The sequence below is a fragment of the Rhizobium sp. Leaf384 genome (assembly GCF_001424065.1).
In the GTDB taxonomy this organism is placed as follows: domain Bacteria; phylum Pseudomonadota; class Alphaproteobacteria; order Rhizobiales; family Rhizobiaceae; genus Ferranicluibacter.
Genome location: NZ_LMQE01000005.1, coordinates 456,410 through 473,741 on the forward strand (window position 1 = coordinate 456,410; position 17,332 = coordinate 473,741).

A 17,332-nucleotide genomic window follows, 5' to 3' on the forward strand; every position below is an offset into this window, starting at 1 on the left:
GGTAGTTTCGTGTGCCCTATCAATATGTGATTTGAAAAGAAGAAAAGAAATCAGTTACTTAGTGCAGTCTGAGCATGGGTCGACGGTTCGATCCCTTTCAAGGCGGAGACGACCGGCAGGGCCCATACAGATGCGGGGCTTGATTTGCATCTGTATGGGCGATGTGGATCAGCCATTCATCCGAGCGGTTATGCGGCTTCCCAAACCTGATTAAGGATCTTTGCCGCAAGCGCCGCCTTGTCCTGCGGCAAGAATCGGCCGTAGTGCTGCTGAACGACATCTGGTGTGTCCTGGATGGCATAACTCGCCTGCTCATACGATCCGGTCTGCTTGAGGATATGCGTTGCCAGAATATCCCGAAGATTATGCGGTCCGTGCGGCAGCAGGCCCTTGATGGCTCCGCGCCCGGTATACGGGTTGTAGATGCCATAGCGTTGGATGACGGTGCGCCAGGCTTCATAGAATTTGGTGGAATCGTATGCCGCGTCCAGGCTGGTTGTCTTCACCGTCTTGACGAACAGAGTGCCGGGATCGTTTGCCGAACCAAGCAGCACACCTCGGTGGCGATCGATATAGGCCTCGAGGTATTTGTAGAGGTCGAGCAAATCCGGCAGGATCAGGCGAAACGGCTTTTGTCCGAAGAATGATGAGGCTGAGTTCTTGAAGGCGATTGATGGGATGAGGACCTCCCATCCGTTTTCCCGATCGCTCCAGCGCAATTCACCGCATTTCATGTCTTCCAGCCGTCGCTCCGAAGTCGGGAAATGCCCGCGTGGGCACAAGCGAAGCTGGCGAAGGTTCTTTTGCCGAAGTCCCAGATGCAGGCCGAGGCGCAGCAAAAGGAAAGAGCGGACCGCTTCAGCTGCTGCCCGAGGATATCGGTTTTCATCCGGGATACGCTTCAAGATCTCATCTGTGATCTTGCGGTATTCCAACAGCGGGCTGTCTGCTTCAAGGACCACCATGATCGGCTCGAACGGATCGCGGTGCACGCGTATGACACGCTGTATTTCCTTCGAGCGATTGGCAGCATGCCGGTGGAATGCGTCGCAGGCGCCGTGCCAGTCGCGCGCTGCGAATTCTATCTCTTCTGGCGCGATCAGCCCTTCGATTGGCTGAACCTTCTTGAGGAGCTCCGGATGCTGGCGGATCCAGCCCACCTCCGCCCGCGTGAGAGCTTGCGCCACCATCAGCATGTCTTCTTCCCATTTGGTGTAGAAGCCGCGGCGCTGCTCCCGCCATTGGAGGTACCAGTCCCAGACACCCGGGAAGATCAACAGGCCAAAGGTTAGTTGGCTGAGCGGCACACCGCGCCCTTTGACGACGCTGGCGGGTGAGGCAGCGAGTGCACCGAACATGAGGCCGAGATGCTCGACCTTCTGGGATGCGGTTTCCTCTCCCCAAACTCCATTTCGTTGGAAGCCGATTGCGGTCAGCGTCGATGTCTTGAAACGGATCAGATCGGCCATCTCCATAGCCAAAGGCGGCGGCGCATCGACGACGCCGGACAGGAGATCAGGATCTTCAAAGGCCTCGGGATTGTAGCTCGTGCTGTCCGGGTTCATTTGTGGTCGTGGAGACAGGGTGCCTCCGCCATAGGTGATCCCCGGAAAACGGATTGCATAACGCTGTTTGGTGGCAGCCGCCTGGTAGCGACGATAGTCGGTTGAGCCCGAGATAATGACCCGGCGCACCCATTCGATGATTTCCTCCCGCTTGGAGAACGGCAAGCTGCTGAAATCGTCGGGGAGGTGCCATGCGAGGCGGCGCCGTTCCGCCGCACTGATGTTGCCCATATCATGGCCGTATAGGGAGCGGGATTGGTGCGGCAGCTTCGCTTTGAAATAGCCCTGTCCCAGTCGGTAGCGTCGCTCGATACGGGACAGGATCTCGAAGCTCGTCAGAGATCGTGGCACGCGCTCGCCCTGAACCCATGATAGCAGCGTTTTGTCATCGAACGTCTCGCCCAGGCGAACGATGGTGCGGTAGAGTTGCCAGTAGCTCTCGCCGAACCGGCGCATGTGATAAACGAGCGCATCGCTAAAGCTCGCCGGATCATCGCTCGCCTCAAACAATGGCTCAGGGAATGGGCTGATTGGTTTCGGTTGTGGTCCCCTCGGCACTGACGAAGAGGTAGCCGTGGTCTTGTCGGAGAGGATCTGTCGCGGCCTGGAACTCGTGGCTGTGTCAGACTTATGCGGAGCGGTATAGTTCGATTTCGCACGTGGTTTTGTGGACCGGATGTCTTCGGCGACAGGTGGCTCTCCGAGCCAGCGGATAATCGCGTCCAAACCTGGACGGAGCGCCTTCTTCAAATCGGCTGTCAATTGGTTTTCGATCCCGCATGCCTCGCCGATGGCCGTCCAATCCATACGGCCACCAACCATCGGTGGCGGCCGGCGGTGGATGACAAGACCAACGAGATAGGGCCGAATGCTTTCCAGAACTCGCTGTGAGGCGATTGGCGCGATGCGCACCTCGCAGAAATCCGAGATTTTTCGTTGAAAGTGATGAACTGAAAGATCGCGTGCTGCCATGCTCTTATTCCATATCTCCCGATACCGTTGTCGAGAGCGGGCGGGAATATGAGCGGACATTTAACAAACGGTTTTGCCGCAGCTGCGAGCATTAGCCCCAAGTGTTCGAGATCAATTCATGGCCAGGACAACTGGGCGAAGGCAGCCCGCCAGGCTATGGCGTCTGTCATTCATTTGCATTATAGTCGCAGCCAAAGTGGAGATGGATATGGCTGCAAATGCACTGGTACAAACTCGTATTGATGCCGAGGTTCGGGATCGTGCATCCATAGTACTTGGAAACATGGGACTGACCGTATCGGACGCGGTCCGTATCTTGCTCACCCGGACGGCCAACGAGGGTGCGCTCCCGCTGGAGCTTCTTTCAGGCAGCGAGGCCCATGACGCTTGGTTTCGCACCAAGGTACTTGAAGCGCTGAACGATGCTCGACCGGACGTGTCGGATGAGGAAGTCGAGATTCATTTCGCTGAACGCCGAGCCGCAGCGCGTCTCAACGCGGGTGAGCGCAAATCGTGATTCTTGCCTGGTCTGCGTTCGCGTTATCGGATCGCGATGCCATTTTTACGTACATAGAATCCGAAAATCCGTCAGCGGCCATTTTGGTTGACGAACGGATCGTTGCTGCCGTCCGCCTGCTGGTAGATTTCCCCGTAAGCGGTCGTGTTGGCAGAATTGCCGGCACCCGCGAACTGGTTATTAGCGGCACGCCCTACGTCGCGGCGTATGCAATTACCGAGACCACGGTCCGTATTCTTCGCGTCCTCCATGGTGCGCAGGAATGGCCAGACACTTTGCCCGCTAGCTAAACCTTGTCCTTGGTGATGAGAAACACCGGGTCGTTGGTTCGAACTGGTTCATGGCGCTGGACATGGAATTGGCAGTTAAGCATGCCTAAACGACATAGTGCGACTATCTTTGCTGACAGAGGCCTATCGCGGCGACAGGTAATGGGACCCCGTGTTCCGCCAATCAAGGGGTAGCGGATGCCACCCGGCGCATTAGACTGCTCCAGTCCGCAATGAAGCGGCTGGGTTGCGCACGATCCGGATCGGCCTGCCAATGCCCGACTCCATCACCGATGTCGGCCCGTCGATGCTGGGAGGCAGTGGCGCATGCTCGGAGAAGAAGAAAGCGGGTTCCCACACCACGGTCTGTCTGCGTGGAGCCAGAAGATAGTCGATTAGCGCGCCGGCCAGGCTAATGCTCGGCGGGCTGCATCCAGCAGGCTGGCGGCGCGGCTAGTTATGCACGTCTTCAAGCATCTATAGTCATTGGTGATGTTGCATGTCTTGACGGCGATGAGTGGGCACCGATGAATACGAACAGCGCTTACCAGCCTGACTCGGCGCTAGAACATTTTCGCCGTGCCATTCAGTCCGCGAGGGTGTTTCGGTGGTCGTGGCACGTCGATACAGACATCTTCTTGATGGACCCACACGGCTAAAGGCTTTGGGACATTGGCGCCGACGGCGTCCTTAAGTTCGAGCGACTTTCCGAGAAGATCTATCCCGCCGACAGAGACGGCGTCAAAGCCCCCTTTACGGCAACGAGAAGGATCGTCGGGCACTACGACCTATAGAAGAGCGTGCCGGCGGAGGCGAGGATCTGGTGGGCAACAGATATTTTCATGCTGATGCGTTCTGGTGCCCTTCTGTTGCGCTTAGGGTTCTGGCCCGATCCGCGCGCACCTGCCTTGAAAGCAGGCACGTCTTTCTTTGTAAGTAGCACCCTACGTCAGAGCGGCACCCCTTCGGCCGGAACGCTTCAGGTGCGGCCCTTCCACGGCACGAGTGCGGTTTCCACCAGCCTGATGATCGCGGCGGACGAGAAGGCGCAGGCGGCAATGATGAAGATGCCGACGAAGACGACATCGGTGGCGAGAAACTGCGCGGCGGACATGATCATGAAGCCGATACCGCGCGTCGAGGCGATCAGCTCGGCGGCCACCAGCGTGCCCCAGCCGATGCCGAGCGCGATGCGGATGCCGGTCAGGATTTCCGGCAGCGCGGAGGGAAAGACGATGTCGGTGAAGAGCTGGAAGCGGCTCGCCCCCAGCGTTCGCGCCGCATTGATGCGTTCGATCGCCAGCGCCCGCACGCCGGCCTGCGCCGACAGGCAGATGGGCGCGAACATGGCGAGCGTCAGCAACGTGATCTTCGACGTCTCGCCGATGCCGAGCCAGATGATCATCAGCGGCAGATAGGACAAAGGCGGCAGGGGCCAGTAGAACTCGATCGGCGTGTCGAGCACGCCCTTGGCGACGTGGTTGACGCCCATCAGCAGGCCGACGGGAATGGCAAGGCTGATGGCGATGGCGGCCGCCGTGAGGATGCGGAAAAGGCTGGCGAACAGGTGCTCGCCGAGCGACGCGCCCGCATAGCCATCCCGATAGATGTTGGCGAACTGCGTGACGACTTCAGCCGGCGCCGGCAGGAAGAGGGGGGAAACGAGGCCGAACCGCGACGTCGCCCACCAGGTAAGCAGAATGGCCACGGCGGTGACGAGACTGATGACGGCCGTCGGGCGACCGGCGATGCCGAAGCTGGTTATCTCCACCGTCCGGACGGGACGAGCGACGGAGGGCGGCCGGGCAGGGGTGCCGGTCTGCGCGTGGACCTGGTCGGCGCGAAGGACGATGGATTGGGTGATCTCGGTCATGCGGCGTCTCTCTTCACAGTGTCCGTGGCGTGCAGCAAGGCGCGGATCTCCTCGCGCAATTCGGCGAATTCCGGCGCGGTCTTGACCGCGCGGGCGTCTCCGCTTTCGGCGAACTGGCGCATGAACGGCGGATCGAACCGCCCGAAGATGCGGCCGGGGCGAGGAGACATGACCAGCACCTGCGTGCCGAGGAACAGAGCCTCTTCGATGGAATGGGTGATGAAGAAGATGCGCTTGCCGGTGCGCTTCCAGACCGACACCAGCAATTCCTGCATCTGCTCGCGCGTCAGGCTGTCGAGCGCGCCGAAAGGCTCGTCCATCAGGAGGATATCCGGCTCGGGGGCGAGCGCCCGGGCGATGCCGACGCGCTGGCGCATGCCGCCCGACAGCTCGTAAGGATAGGCGGCCGAAAAATCGACGAGACCGACGAGCTGCAGCAACGCCTCGACCCTGTCCCGCCGCTCTCCCCGCGACACGCCGGCGAACTTCAGGCCGAGGCCGACATTGTCGGCAATCGTTTTCCAGGGCAAGAGCGTGTCCTTCTGGAAAACCACGCCGCGGTCTGCTCCCGGGCCCGAGATCGGTCGGCCGTCGAGCGCGATCGTGCCCTCCGATAGAGGCAGGAAGCCAGCAATCGCATTCAGAATGGTGGACTTGCCGCAACCGGACGCGCCGAGCGCCACGACGAAACCACTGTCGGGGATGTCGAAGGACACGCGGTCCAGCGCCTGGACGGTTCGGCCGTCGCGGGCGGCGAAATAGACACTGGCCTGGTCAACTGTGAGCATAGGGTTCATCTCATGCAGAGGATGCCAGCGCAGATGCGCCGGCGTCCGAGGTTGGAAGGTTGCTGTCAGTTGCTGGGGCTGGTCAGTGCGTCCGGTGTGACGAACGCGGCGTAGCTCGGGAGAACCTGCGAGACCTTGCCCTGGTCCTTCAAAAACTGCGCCGTATCCTTGAGGATCTTCGCCGCACCTGATGCTTCGCCGCCGCCGAGCCAGGCGGCCGATGCCTGCGCGTCCGGCGTCAGAAGGTTGAGGTTCTTCAGCGCTGCTGCATGTTGCTCCGGTGTGCCGCCGAGGATCTTTGCGAGCGCCTTGGTGTTGTCACTCCCCGGTGCCCAAGCTGCCTTGTCAGCTGCGAAGGAAGCATAATACGCGTTGATTACGCCGGCGTAGTCGCGCAGGAATTTCGGGTTGTCAGAGGCAAATTCGGAAGTCGCGACCCAGGCCGAGAAGGTCGGCGCGCCGCGTTCGGCCACGTCCTTGGAGGTGATCAATACCTTACCGTTCTTCTTCAGCTCGGTCAGTGCTGGATCCCAGACGAAGCCGCCATCAATATCGCCGCGTGTGTAGCTGGCGACGATCTCTGGCTGCGGAATGGCGAAGACCTGCACGTCCTTCTCGCTTAGACCCAACGACTTGATGAGAGCGAGCAGTTGGTAGTGGTCCGTCGAGACCGGCGCGGCAGCGAGCTTCTTGCCCCTGAGATCATCGAGGCTTCCGATACCCGAGCCGTTGCGTACGACAAGTGCCTCGTCAATGCCGGAAATGGAGGAGAGGTAAAAGGCTTTGACGTCGAGGCCACGCGAGGTGGCGGCGGCAAACGGGCTGGAGCCGACATAGCCGACCTGGACATCGCCGGAAGCAATGGCGGCGAAGATCTCAGCGCCGGAGTTGAACTTGCGGAAATCGATGTCGTAGCCGGTCGCCTTAGCAAACTCACCATTGGCGATGGCGACCGAGGACGGCAACGCGTCCGTCTGATAACCGACGACGACCTTCTTGTCCGCCGCCTGCGCAATCGATGCGATGGAAACGCTTGCGAGACCGACTGCGACCGCCGTGAGGAATGATGTGATTTTCATGCTTGCCCCCTTCACGCGAAAGCCGTCTTCCGCGCTTCTCTGATACCCCCAGAGGATGACGGCGCCGGGCGGGTAGCGACAGCAATAATCTACCAATTACATAGACATTGTTGGTAGCCGTTTCTCCTTAGAAGCGTGCGCTGTTACGTTAGGAACTGCCCGTATCCGCCTTGGTGATAGAGCAGTGGTTCAGCGTCCTTCTCCGTAACAGCCAGGACGCGGCCGATGATGATGGCATGGGTGTGGTGCTCGATGACGTGCTCGATTTCGCAGTCGATGGCGGACAGGGTGTCGCGGAGCACGGGAGCGCCGCTAGCGAGCGTGGTCCAGTCGGTACCCTCGTAGCGAGCGGGGCCCTTGAGGCCGCCCTTGCCGGCGAACCGATCGGCAATGTCCTGCTGGTCGCTCGAAAGGATGTTGACGCAGAAGTGGCCGTGGCGCTCGATCACCGGCCAGCTCGAGGAGGAGCGGTTGATGTTGACGATCATCGTCGGCGGATCGACGCTGAGCGCGGTGGCTGACGTGACCGTGGCGCCTGTTCTGTCGTCGGTACCGGCGGTAACAACCGAGACCGTGGCGGCGACTTGACGCATAGCGCGCTTCAGCTGTTCGGAACCGTCGAACTGGACGACGGACAAAGGCGGCTGGTCGATGGCACTGACTTCGGTTGCGATGGAAAGGGTCTTGGAAAGGCTCATTGCAATGTCTTTCGAGAAAAGGCGCCGCTGGTCGCACTGCCGGTGTGGGGCGTCGGCGATCTTGGCCCGAATGGAGTTAGGTACCTGTCGAAAGGCGCCTTATCGTCGAGTAACTGTAGACAAAGGCGGGAACGCCGGGATCGGCTATCGCCCCGCGAACGATTTTCAGATCGGTACGCGCTTAACGGGCCACGATCTCTCTGCATGCGATTGCGTGCGGAGTGTTTCGGCGGCGTGAGCAGCTACGGTGCGCGCGTGTTCGCTGACCTGCGGCAGGCCCATCAACTCGCCGAAACGTCCGCGGGTGAGTGGGCCTGAGATCAGAAGGCTGTTGTCCGGCAGGCCCTGGTGGTTGATCGCCTGAGATTGCGCATCGCAATCGATGCCGAGACCGGTCGGATCGAGGTGGAGATGCCCGGCGGCGTGCAGATCTCGCAGCCAAGCCTGACTGTCGAGGATGCCGCCATGGGCGGGGCCGGTGGTGACGACCACGGCATCGAACAGGGGCTCGACAGGGTTGGCGGAGCCTTTTTGTGTCACGGAGACGCGGATACGATCGTCCTCGATTGCGGCCTTGCGCACCGAACCGGCGACGATCTCAAGACGACCGGCTTCGATTGCCGCATTCAGCACCTCTTCGACCTGCGGGGCGATGCGAAAGCGGTGAACGTCCCAGAAGACCCGGAGGTGGCGGACGATGCGGCGGCGCTCGGCGACGGGCAGGTTCGGCCAGAGATCGGCCGCCTGGGTGCGCACCTGATCGATCACGGCGTGCCATGTGAGGCCCTCTGCCGACGCCGCGCGGATGGCGTCGCGGATGCGTTTGACCAGGGTGCGTGCGGACAAGGGCGGCGGGGAAAGGAGGTCGCCAAAGGGCTCCTGCGGTAACGGCGAATGGCCGCGGGAGCGAAGTCCCCGGCGCGAGACCGAGAGGATGCGGCCGCGATGGCCGGAGGCGGCAAGCGAGGCGATCACATCGGCGGATGTGAGGCCGTTTCCGACGACGAGAACATCATCATCCAGCCGGATGGCGGCGAGCGCCTGGGGTTGCGTCGGGTCGTGTATGAACCGCGGGTGCTGGCCGAGCGCGTCGACAAGAGCGCGGGGCGGGGCCGGTGGCGGGTGGGTGGTGGCAATGACAACCAGCGCGGCGCTCCGGCATCCGCCGGCGCTGTCCTCTATCTCCCAACCGCCCGGAGCCCTGCGAACAGCCGTGACGGCGGCGCGGATATGGCGCACGGCGCCACTTTCCAGATACGGTTTCAGGCTGTCGGCGACATAGGTGCCGAACACGCCGCGCCGCGGAAAGAAGGACCCATCCGGTCGCTCTGCCGCAACGTCATCGGCGGCGGCGTCCGTGCGCGCCAGCCAAGCGGAGAAATGCTCGGGCGCATCAGGGCGAAGGCTCATGCGGGCCGCAGGCACATTGATGCGGTGCGCCGGATCGGCGGTATCATAGGCAAGACCGCGGCCGATCTCCGCACGCGGTTCGAAGACGACGACGTCGGTTTGAAAGGCGATGTCGGGATGTCCCGCAAGGTTATAGGCGACCGCAGCCCCGGAAAAGCCGCCGCCGATGATGGCGATTGTTTTGCGCTCGACGACCTTAGAGCCGGCAAGGGGCGCTCCCGCATCAACCCTGCCTGCGTCAACGGTATCAGCTTTTACCGCACCTGCCTGAACCGCCGTGGACAGGCGCACGTTGTTGATCGTCATGAAGGGATCCCGTTCCATGGCATTCGAGAGCGCACAGTCTCGCTTTAAGGGACGCGCAGCGCAAATAAATAAATTCTACGGATTTAGTGGATTATGGAAAGCCATTCCTTCTTTGCGACGAGCGTAATTTCTACCTTCCACCCTTCCCGGCGTAGGGCTGACTTGAAGAGGACGGGTGACGGTATGGCGATGATCGCGCGAAAACTTCTGGCCTTCGGCCTTGCAACAGGCGTGGCGCTTGCCGCGGCCATCACCGGCGCACGTGCGGCCGATGTGACGGAGATCCGCATCGACTGGGCGACCTACAACCCGGTCAGCCTTCTCCTCAAAAAGGAAGGGCTGCTCGAAAAGGCGTTCGAGAAGCACGGGATCAGCATCCGCTGGGTGCAGTCGGCCGGCTCCAACAAGGCGCTGGAATATCTGAACGCCGGGTCGATCGATTTCGGATCGACGGCCGGTGCGGCGGCGCTGATCGCCCGCGTCAACGGCAATCCCGTCAAATCCATCTATGTCTATTCGCGACCGGAATGGACCGCGCTGGTGACGGGCAAGGATTCACCGATCAAGACCGTTGCCGATCTCAAGGGCAAGACGGTCGCCGTCACGCGGGGCACCGATCCGCATGTGTTTCTCGTGCGGGCGCTCGCCGATGCCGGACTGACCTCGAAAGACGTGACGTTTGTGCTCCTGCAGCATGCCGATGGGCGGCTCGCGCTCAGCCGCGGCGATGTCGATGCCTGGGCGGGTCTCGATCCGTTGATGGCCGCAGCCGAAGTGGAGGAGGGCGCAAAGCTCTTCTATCGCAAGCCGGAGAACAACAGCTGGGGCGTGCTGAACACCACCGAAACGTTTGCCGCCGAGCATCCGGATATCGTGAAACGGGTTCTTGCAACCTATGAACAGGCGCGCAAGCAGGCGCTGGCCGATCCGGCCGCGCTGAAGGCGGCGTTGATCGAAGCGGCGAAACTGCCCGACGCCGTCATCGATCGTCAGTTGGAGCGCACGGATCTATCGACCTCCCGCATCGGCGACGTCCAGGCGGAGACCATCACCAAGGCAGGGCTGGCGCTTCAGGAAGCAGGCGTTCTTGCCCCCGATGCCGACATCGTCAAGACGGTGGCCGATCTGATCGATCCGAGCTTCAGTCAGGATTTGATCCAGTAATGACGATGAACGCGCTCAAGGCCGGAAATGCGCTTAAGGCAGGGTCCGTGTCGGATGTCGCATCGGGCGCCATCGACGGGCCGTCACGGGCAGCAGCCGGATCGGATGCGCCGGCTCGGCCGGATCGGCCTGCCGGTCTTTCGAGTGGTCGGTGGGGCGGCGTGCTGATCCGCTTCGCTACGGCTGTCGCTCTGCCGGTCGGTGCCTTTCTCCTCTGGGAGATCGCCGTCGACAGCGGTTTTGCAAGCGGAAGGCTCGTGCCGCCGCCGTCGCGCATTCTCACCACGCTGGTTGATCTCTGGACGGCCGGGCAGCTTGTCGATCACATCGTCTCAACCTGTCTGCGCGTGCTGCTCGGCTTTCTCGCAGGCGCTGCCGCCGGTGCGCTGGCCGGCAGCCTGACCGGCTATTTCCGCGTCGCGCATGCGGTCGTCGATCCGACGCTTCAGGCGTTGCGGGCCATTCCCTCGATCGCCTGGGTGCCGCTGTTCATTCTCTGGTTCGGCATCTTCGAGACCTCCAAGGTGGTGCTGATCGCGACGGGCGTCTTCTTCCCGGTCTATCTCGGCGTGTCCACGGCCCTGCTGTCGGTCGATCGCAAGATCGTCGAGGTCGGCCGGATCTTTCGCCTGAGCGGTTTCGATCTCGTGCGACGTATCCTCTTTCCGGCTGTGCTGCCGGCCTTCATCGTGTCGCTGCGGGCGGGCCTCGGGCTCGGATGGATGTTCGTCGTTGCCGCGGAGTTTATGGGTGCCTCCGAAGGTCTCGGCTATCTGCTCGTGGACGGCCAGCAACTGGGCAAGCCCGACCAGATCATGGCGGCGATCCTGATCTTCGCGGTGATCGGCAAGCTGTCGGACGCCATTCTGGTGCAGGCCACCGCGCCGCTCGTCGCCTGGCAGGACAATTTCAGCCGGGGAGGGTTGTGATGCTGGCGCTGAAAGGACTCGGCAAGACCTATGCCGGTGGCGTGCAGGCACTGGCCGGCTTCACGCTAGATGCACCACCCGGCGAGATCGTGGCTATCATCGGTGGCTCGGGCTCCGGCAAGAGCACGCTTCTGCGGCTGATCAGCGGGCTGGATGCGCCGACCAGCGGCACAGTCAGCATCCATGGAGAGGCGGTTCACGAGCCGCATCCGCTGATCAACCTCATCTTCCAGGAGCCGCGTCTCCTACCCTGGCTCAGTGTCCGGGACAATGTCGGCTTCGGGCTCGCGCATATGCCGCGCGCGGAGCAGGCCGCGCGGATCGAGGAGGCGCTCTGTCGCGTCAAACTCGAGGCCTATGGCGACCGGCTGCCGAAGGCACTGTCGGGCGGGCAGGCCCAGCGCGTCGCCATCGCCCGAGCGCTGGTGACCCGGCCGGAGGTGCTGTTGCTCGACGAGCCGTTCTCCGCACTCGACGCCCTGACGCGGGAGACGCTGCAGCAGCATCTCCTCGATATCTGGGCGCAAACCCGGGCAACGATGATCCTCGTGACCCACGACATCGATGAAGCCGTGGCGCTTGCCCATCGCGTCATCGTCTTAAAGCCGTGGCCCGGCCGAATCCTCGACAACATCAAAATCGCCTATCCGCACCGGCGGAGCGGTGTTGCCTTCGACCAGGCGCGCGCCAGGGTGCGCAGCGCGCTTCACCAATCCCTTTCCGTCCCGGCACCTGCGGATATCCGCACGGTCTGGGCTCAGCATCCATCCGTTCTGGAGACATCGCCATGACTTCCGCGCCCGAAAAGATCAACGTCCTATGGTTCCTGCCGACCCATGGCGACAGCCGCTATCTCGGCACCACCATCGGCGGCCGTAATGTCGATCTGGCCTATCTCCAGCAGGTCGCGCAGGCAGCGGATTCGCTCGGCTATTACGGCGTGCTCATCCCCACGGGAAAGAGCTGCGAGGACAGCTGGGTGGTCGCGTCCGCGCTGGCCCCACTGACGGAGAAGCTGAAATACCTGATCGCCGTGCGTCCCGGCCTGCTGTCGCCGACGCTGGCCGCGCGCATGACGGCGACGCTCGACCGGATTTCGGAAGGCCGCGTGCTGATCAATGTCGTCACAGGCGGCGATCCGATCGAGAACAAGGGCGACGGCATCCACTTCGCGCATGCCGAGCGCTACGAGGTGACCGAGGAATTCCTCCACATCTACAAGGCCCTGCTGCAAGGCGAAACGGTCAATCACAAGGGCAAGCATTTCGACATCGAGGACGGACGCGTCCTGTTCCCGTCCTACCAGACGCCGCATCCGCCACTCTATTTCGGCGGCTCCTCCGGCATCGGCCAGGAAGTCGCGGCCCGCACCATCGACAAGTACCTGACCTGGGGCGAGCCGCCGGAGGACGTCGCCAAGAAGATCGCCGAGGTTCGGGCGCTCGCCGATCGTGAGGGCCGCGAGGTGACCTTCGGCATCCGCCTGCACGTCATCGTGCGCGAGACGGCTGAAGCGGCCTGGCTGGCGGCGGACGAGCTCATTCAATATCTCGACGACGATACGATCGCCGCGGCGCAAAAAGTGTTCGAGCGCATGGACTCGGTCGGCCAGAGCCGCATGAGCCGCCTGCATGGCGGACGGCGCGACAAGCTGGAGGTCAGCCCCAATCTTTGGGCCGGCGTGGGGCTGGTGCGCGGCGGCGCCGGCACGGCCCTAGTCGGCGATCCGGACCAGGTAAAGGCACGGATGGAGGAATATCGCGAGATCGGCATCGATACGTTCATCATGTCGGGCTATCCGCATCTTGAAGAAGCCTATCGTTTCGGTGAACTGGTTCTGCCGAACCTGCCGCTGGCCCATCCCGTCAAGGCCCGCGAGGCGTCCATCAATACGGGGCCTTTCGGAGAGACGATCGCCGGCGACCATCGTCCCACGCTGAAAGTCAGCCAGTCCTGATGGCCCTACTGCGCCCTCCGCCTGGGTTGGACTGGTACTGGGGTTTCACGGTCTCGGCCGACAGCATCATCGGGTCGCCAACTTGCCTTGGCGACGACGGCTTGGTCTGTCCCTGCGATGCCGCATGAGCAGCATGGAGTATGGTTTGAAGTATGATGTTGCGGTCGTCGGGTCCGGATTTTGGCCATTGCTGTCAGCGTGAAATTGTTGCGATCGCTTCCGCCCACGGCGACGATCGCCGTCGTGGGCGATGACCCTGCCTTCGGGCGCGAACCGATGTGCTCGTCCAGTTGCGCCAGGATGTCGCGACGGTCGTGCAGCGAAACGCAGATGGGCTCGTACGGCTCCGCTCGGGTGAGCCGACGACGATGCGGTCGTCTTCGACGCGGTGTTTCTGGCGACAGGTTACAGTCTGCGCCCGGCGGCCACTGTGCCGCCCACAGGAAAGCCGGAGCACGTGGCTGTCCTCGGCGGTAGCGTGCATGCGGATCACGCCCTCTATCCGCTCTCCAGCGGCTCGGCCTCATACGTCACCCTGGTGTCGGCCTCCGGCTTCCCGCCGCAACCCCACGCACCGCAGGGCGTCGGAGCGGTGTCTACGACCACGATCGACCGTCCCTTTCCGAGGACGCTGGGCGGCGCCTTCCGCCATCTGCGCGAGGCGGCTCGGCACGCCGGCGAGGCCAGCACGACATCATGAACGATGTCCGCACCCACGCCTACGGGCTCTGGCGGGGCCTCAGCGTCAGGGAGCGCCGCCCGTTCAAGCGCCATGTGAAGCCGATCGACGACAGCCACCGCAGTCGCCTGCCGCTTAAGCAATATAGGCCCTGCGGCGCGTCATAGCGGTCGACGCGATCACGGTACGCAAGGCCCGCGCCGAGCAGATCGTTCCCCAGGGTGTCTGCTCTCCACGCCCGCCGGCATCGAGGTTTTGACGGTAAAGGCGTTGATCGATTGTCGTCTGCGACCGGCCGCGGTCGATTTTCCGCTGATGCGCGGTCCCATGCGCGATGGTCTGCTGGCTCGCGACGAACTCGATCTCAGCATCGCCGTCGATACGGCGGGCCGGACGACGGACGTAGCGGACATGGCGCGGGGCTCTTCGCCACGGGCCCGCTTGGCCTCGGCAGCCTGCCCGACATCGATCTAGCGCCCCAAATCGTGCAGCAGGCTTTTGCCGCAGCCGGAACGATCGAAACCTGGCTGGTCGCTCGCCGGGATCCTCAGCGCATGCGCGGATTAGCAATTGTTGTTCTTGCGTAACTCGTGAGCAGTTTCATAGCTCACCAATGCCGATACGGTCGCTAGTCCGAATCCGTTCAAGGCGTTGGAGCCAAGAGTATGTGCTCCGCGGAAATAATTTTCAGTCGCGACGCGTGCCGTGTTTCACATCCCATCAGGGCGTAGGTAGCCCCATATCGCTGCGCTCCGAGCTAACAAATGAGAATAGGGTGAGACATCAACAATGATTGGATCGATGGCGGTTATAATGTCATTCTGTAAAGGTTCGATCATTCGAGATGTCTTATGAAACGTCCCACCATCGCCGATGTCGCAAAGGCCGCCGGATTGAGCATCGCGACGGTCGACCGCGTTTTGAACGGTCGTCTCCCTGTCCGGGAAGAGACCTCTCGGAAGGTCTATAAAGCGGCCGAGACGTTGGGCTTTCACGGTGCCAAGATTATCCGTCAGCGCATGATGGCCGATCTGCCGTCCTATCGGTTCGGCATCATCCTGCGGAAGGAGCGGCAACCGTTCTATCAAGCATTTGCGGCACAGCTGAACGTGGCGGCAGCAGCCGTGAAGGATCGTCATATCAGCTTGACGATCAGCTATGCTGTTTCGGGCGAGCCAAGCGAGCTGTCGGAGTTGATGCACGGCATGGCTGGCAAGGTCTCGGCTCTCGCTGTGACTGGGCCGGATCACTACGACGTGACGGCTGCTGTCTCGACGCTCAAGGCCAAGGGCATCCCGACATTCGCGCTGTTGACCGATCTGGCGCAGGGAGTGCGCGAGGCCTATCTCGGGACCAACAATATGAAGGTCGGCCGCAGTGCGGCTTGGATGATCTCCAAGCTCTCGTCCTCGCCGGGAAAAGTCGTCCTGTTTCTCGGCGGCCACCGATTTCATGGACACTCGCTTCGCGAAATGGGTTTTCGCGCCTACATGCGCGAGTTCGCGCCGCAATTTCAGGTTCTCGATGCCCATATCAATCTGGAAACCCGGCGGCTGACCTATGAGCTCCTCATGGAAACGTTGTCGCACCATCCCGATCTCGTCGGCGTCTATTGCATGGGCGGCGGCATGGAGGGCGCCATCGAAGCGCTGAAGGAGAGCCAGCGCTCCGAGGAGATCGCCTGCCTCGTCAACGAACTGACGCCGGAGTCGCGGCAGGCTCTGCTCGAACGCCGGATCTCGGGCGTTTTTCAGACGCCTCTGGTCGAACTCTGTTCCGACCTGATTGCAACGATGGTACATACGATCGAGCACGGCATGGCCGAAAGCCCCGGGCAGCGGTTCTTTCCAGCGCTTCTCTGGGTTCCTGAGAGTCTGTGACGGAATGATAGAAAAACGTCAGCCGTGCGCGAGCGTTTCTATCAGGAATGACAGTTGAACCCTCTCATGACGTGTTGACCCGCCGGGCCGACTGCGGAATTGTCCCCCTGCGGTGACGAGGTAGGAGCTCACCGCTTACGCAACAAGATCCTTGTTTCCCGCCACTGGTCTGCCAGCGGCACCGGACACGCGTGTCCTATAAACAGCCGCGTAACGGCGGCAAAACGAATAAAGTGGAGGAGAACCTGATGAAGAAATATTTCCTGGCGACAGCGCTCGCAACAATGCTCGCAACGACGGCCTCGGCTCAGACCATCGGCGTCTCGATGGCGCTTTTCGACGACAACTTCCTGACAGTTCTCCGTAACGGCATGACGGACTATTCAAAGGGGCTGAAGGACGTTACGCTGCAGATCGAAGATGCGCAGAACGATGTCGGCAAGCAGCTGAGCCAGGTGCAGAACTTCGTGGCATCCGGCGTCGATGCGATCATCGTCAACCCTGTCGATACCGATGCGACTGTCGCACTGTCCCAGGCTGCGGCTGCTGCCGGCATTCCGCTCGTCTACGTCAACCGCCAGCCTGTGAACGTCGACACTCTCCCAGAGAAGCAGGCATTCGTCGCCTCCGACGAGAAGGAGTCCGGCACGCTCCAGACCAAGGAAGTCTGCCGCAGGCTGAAGGCTGCTGGTAAGACCGAGGCAAAAGCCGTCGTCATGATGGGCGAACTCTCGAACCAAGCGGCGCGCATGCGCACGCAAGACATCAAGGACGTTCTCGCGACGCCCGATTGCAGCTTCATCAAGATCGTTGAAGAACAGACCGCCAACTGGTCGCGCACGCAAGGCGCCGACCTGATGACGAACTGGTTGTCGGCCGGCGTCCAGTTCGATGCCGTGATCGCCAACAATGACGAGATGGCCATCGGTGCCCTTCAGTCCCTGAAGTCCTCAGGCCGCGCGATGGACGATGTCATTGTCGCCGGGATTGATGCGACCCAGGACGCCTTAGCCTCCATGGCCGCAGGCGACCTCGATGTGTCGGTCTTCCAAAACGCTGCCGGGCAGGGTCGCGGTGCGGTGGATGCCGCGATGAAGCTGGCAAGCGGCGAGACGGTCGAGAAGAAGGGCTACGTCCCCTTCGAGCTCGTCACGCCGTCGAACCTCAAGGATTATCAGGCCAAGAACTGATCCTCTCGGCGACGAAAGGGGCAGGCGGCATCGCCTTCCCCGACCCCATCCTGGAG

Annotated in this window: 14 protein-coding genes and 1 pseudogene; 9 read left to right on the forward strand and 6 right to left on the reverse strand. The window is 61.9% G+C overall.

Annotated elements, in window-relative coordinates; translation table 11 throughout:
• Nucleotides 1–188: 188 nt before the first annotated feature.
• Nucleotides 189–2,537 (reverse strand): hypothetical protein, encoded by a 2,349-nt coding sequence (locus ASG25_RS10450; RefSeq protein ID WP_062473192.1) that lies wholly within the window; start codon nucleotides 2,535–2,537, stop codon nucleotides 189–191.
• A 208-nt stretch (nucleotides 2,538–2,745) separates the two neighbouring features.
• Between ASG25_RS10450 and ASG25_RS10455 the strand changes: the two genes are divergently transcribed.
• Both ASG25_RS10455 and ASG25_RS10460 read left to right on the forward strand, forming a co-directional pair.
• Nucleotides 2,746–3,054 (forward strand): type II toxin-antitoxin system RelB/DinJ family antitoxin, encoded by a 309-nt coding sequence (locus ASG25_RS10455; RefSeq protein WP_062474470.1) that lies wholly within the window; start codon nucleotides 2,746–2,748, stop codon nucleotides 3,052–3,054.
• Entirely contained in the window at nucleotides 3,051–3,344 is a 294-nt protein-coding gene (locus ASG25_RS10460; RefSeq protein ID WP_062473194.1) for a type II toxin-antitoxin system RelE/ParE family toxin, read from the forward strand. The genes ASG25_RS10455 and ASG25_RS10460 overlap by 4 nt, the downstream gene beginning before the upstream one ends.
• A gap of 958 nt (nucleotides 3,345–4,302) precedes the next feature.
• On the opposite strand, the gene ASG25_RS10465 is transcribed toward ASG25_RS10460, so the two are convergent.
• The 5 genes and pseudogenes from ASG25_RS10465 to ASG25_RS10485 all read right to left on the reverse strand — a co-directional run bounded on the left by ASG25_RS10465 (nucleotide 4,303) and on the right by ASG25_RS10485 (nucleotide 9,395).
• On the reverse strand, nucleotides 4,303–5,196 hold the full coding sequence (locus tag ASG25_RS10465; RefSeq protein WP_062473197.1) for an ABC transporter permease subunit: 894 nt from the start codon (nucleotides 5,194–5,196) through the stop codon (nucleotides 4,303–4,305).
• On the reverse strand, nucleotides 5,193–5,984 hold the full coding sequence (locus ASG25_RS10470) for an ABC transporter ATP-binding protein (protein WP_062473200.1): 792 nt from the start codon (nucleotides 5,982–5,984) through the stop codon (nucleotides 5,193–5,195). The genes ASG25_RS10465 and ASG25_RS10470 overlap by 4 nt, the downstream gene beginning before the upstream one ends.
• 65 nt (nucleotides 5,985–6,049) lie before the next feature.
• On the reverse strand, nucleotides 6,050–7,063 hold the full coding sequence (gene tauA, locus ASG25_RS10475) for a taurine ABC transporter substrate-binding protein (protein ID WP_062473202.1): 1,014 nt from the start codon (nucleotides 7,061–7,063) through the stop codon (nucleotides 6,050–6,052).
• Nucleotides 7,064–7,206: 143 nt separating this feature from the next.
• A complete protein-coding gene (locus ASG25_RS10480; protein ID WP_062473204.1) occupies nucleotides 7,207–7,761 on the reverse strand; it encodes a flavin reductase family protein in 555 nt (184 codons plus the stop codon).
• 165 nt (nucleotides 7,762–7,926) lie between these two features.
• A pseudogene (locus ASG25_RS10485) lies at nucleotides 7,927–9,395 on the reverse strand (FAD/NAD(P)-binding protein).
• 265 nt (nucleotides 9,396–9,660) lie between these two features.
• Here ASG25_RS10485 and ASG25_RS10490 point away from each other — a divergent pair.
• The 7 genes from ASG25_RS10490 to ASG25_RS10525 all read left to right on the forward strand — a co-directional run bounded on the left by ASG25_RS10490 (nucleotide 9,661) and on the right by ASG25_RS10525 (nucleotide 17,276).
• Nucleotides 9,661–10,641, forward strand: a complete 981-nt coding sequence (locus ASG25_RS10490; protein ID WP_062473206.1) for an aliphatic sulfonate ABC transporter substrate-binding protein — start codon at nucleotides 9,661–9,663, stop codon at nucleotides 10,639–10,641.
• Nucleotides 10,641–11,570 carry an ABC transporter permease gene (locus tag ASG25_RS10495; protein ID WP_244479376.1) on the forward strand — a complete coding sequence of 310 codons (930 nt, stop codon included), beginning with the start codon at nucleotides 10,641–10,643 and terminating at the stop codon, nucleotides 11,568–11,570. Before ASG25_RS10490 ends, ASG25_RS10495 begins: the two co-directional genes overlap by 1 nt.
• Nucleotides 11,570–12,361 carry an ABC transporter ATP-binding protein gene (locus ASG25_RS10500; RefSeq protein WP_062473208.1) on the forward strand — a complete coding sequence of 264 codons (792 nt, stop codon included), beginning with the start codon at nucleotides 11,570–11,572 and terminating at the stop codon, nucleotides 12,359–12,361. Before ASG25_RS10495 ends, ASG25_RS10500 begins: the two co-directional genes overlap by 1 nt.
• Nucleotides 12,358–13,527 (forward strand): FMNH2-dependent alkanesulfonate monooxygenase, encoded by a 1,170-nt coding sequence (gene ssuD, locus ASG25_RS10505; RefSeq protein WP_062473210.1) that lies wholly within the window; start codon nucleotides 12,358–12,360, stop codon nucleotides 13,525–13,527. Before ASG25_RS10500 ends, ssuD begins: the two co-directional genes overlap by 4 nt.
• 430 nt (nucleotides 13,528–13,957) lie before the next feature.
• Nucleotides 13,958–14,227: a hypothetical protein gene (locus tag ASG25_RS10510; RefSeq protein WP_156379733.1), complete on the forward strand. Its 270-nt coding sequence runs from the start codon at nucleotides 13,958–13,960 to the stop codon at nucleotides 14,225–14,227.
• A gap of 830 nt (nucleotides 14,228–15,057) precedes the next feature.
• Nucleotides 15,058–16,086: a LacI family DNA-binding transcriptional regulator gene (locus ASG25_RS10520; protein ID WP_062473216.1), complete on the forward strand. Its 1,029-nt coding sequence runs from the start codon at nucleotides 15,058–15,060 to the stop codon at nucleotides 16,084–16,086.
• 248 nt (nucleotides 16,087–16,334) lie between these two features.
• Entirely contained in the window at nucleotides 16,335–17,276 is a 942-nt protein-coding gene (locus tag ASG25_RS10525; protein WP_062473218.1) for a sugar ABC transporter substrate-binding protein, read from the forward strand.
• Nucleotides 17,277–17,332: the final 56 nt, after the last annotated feature.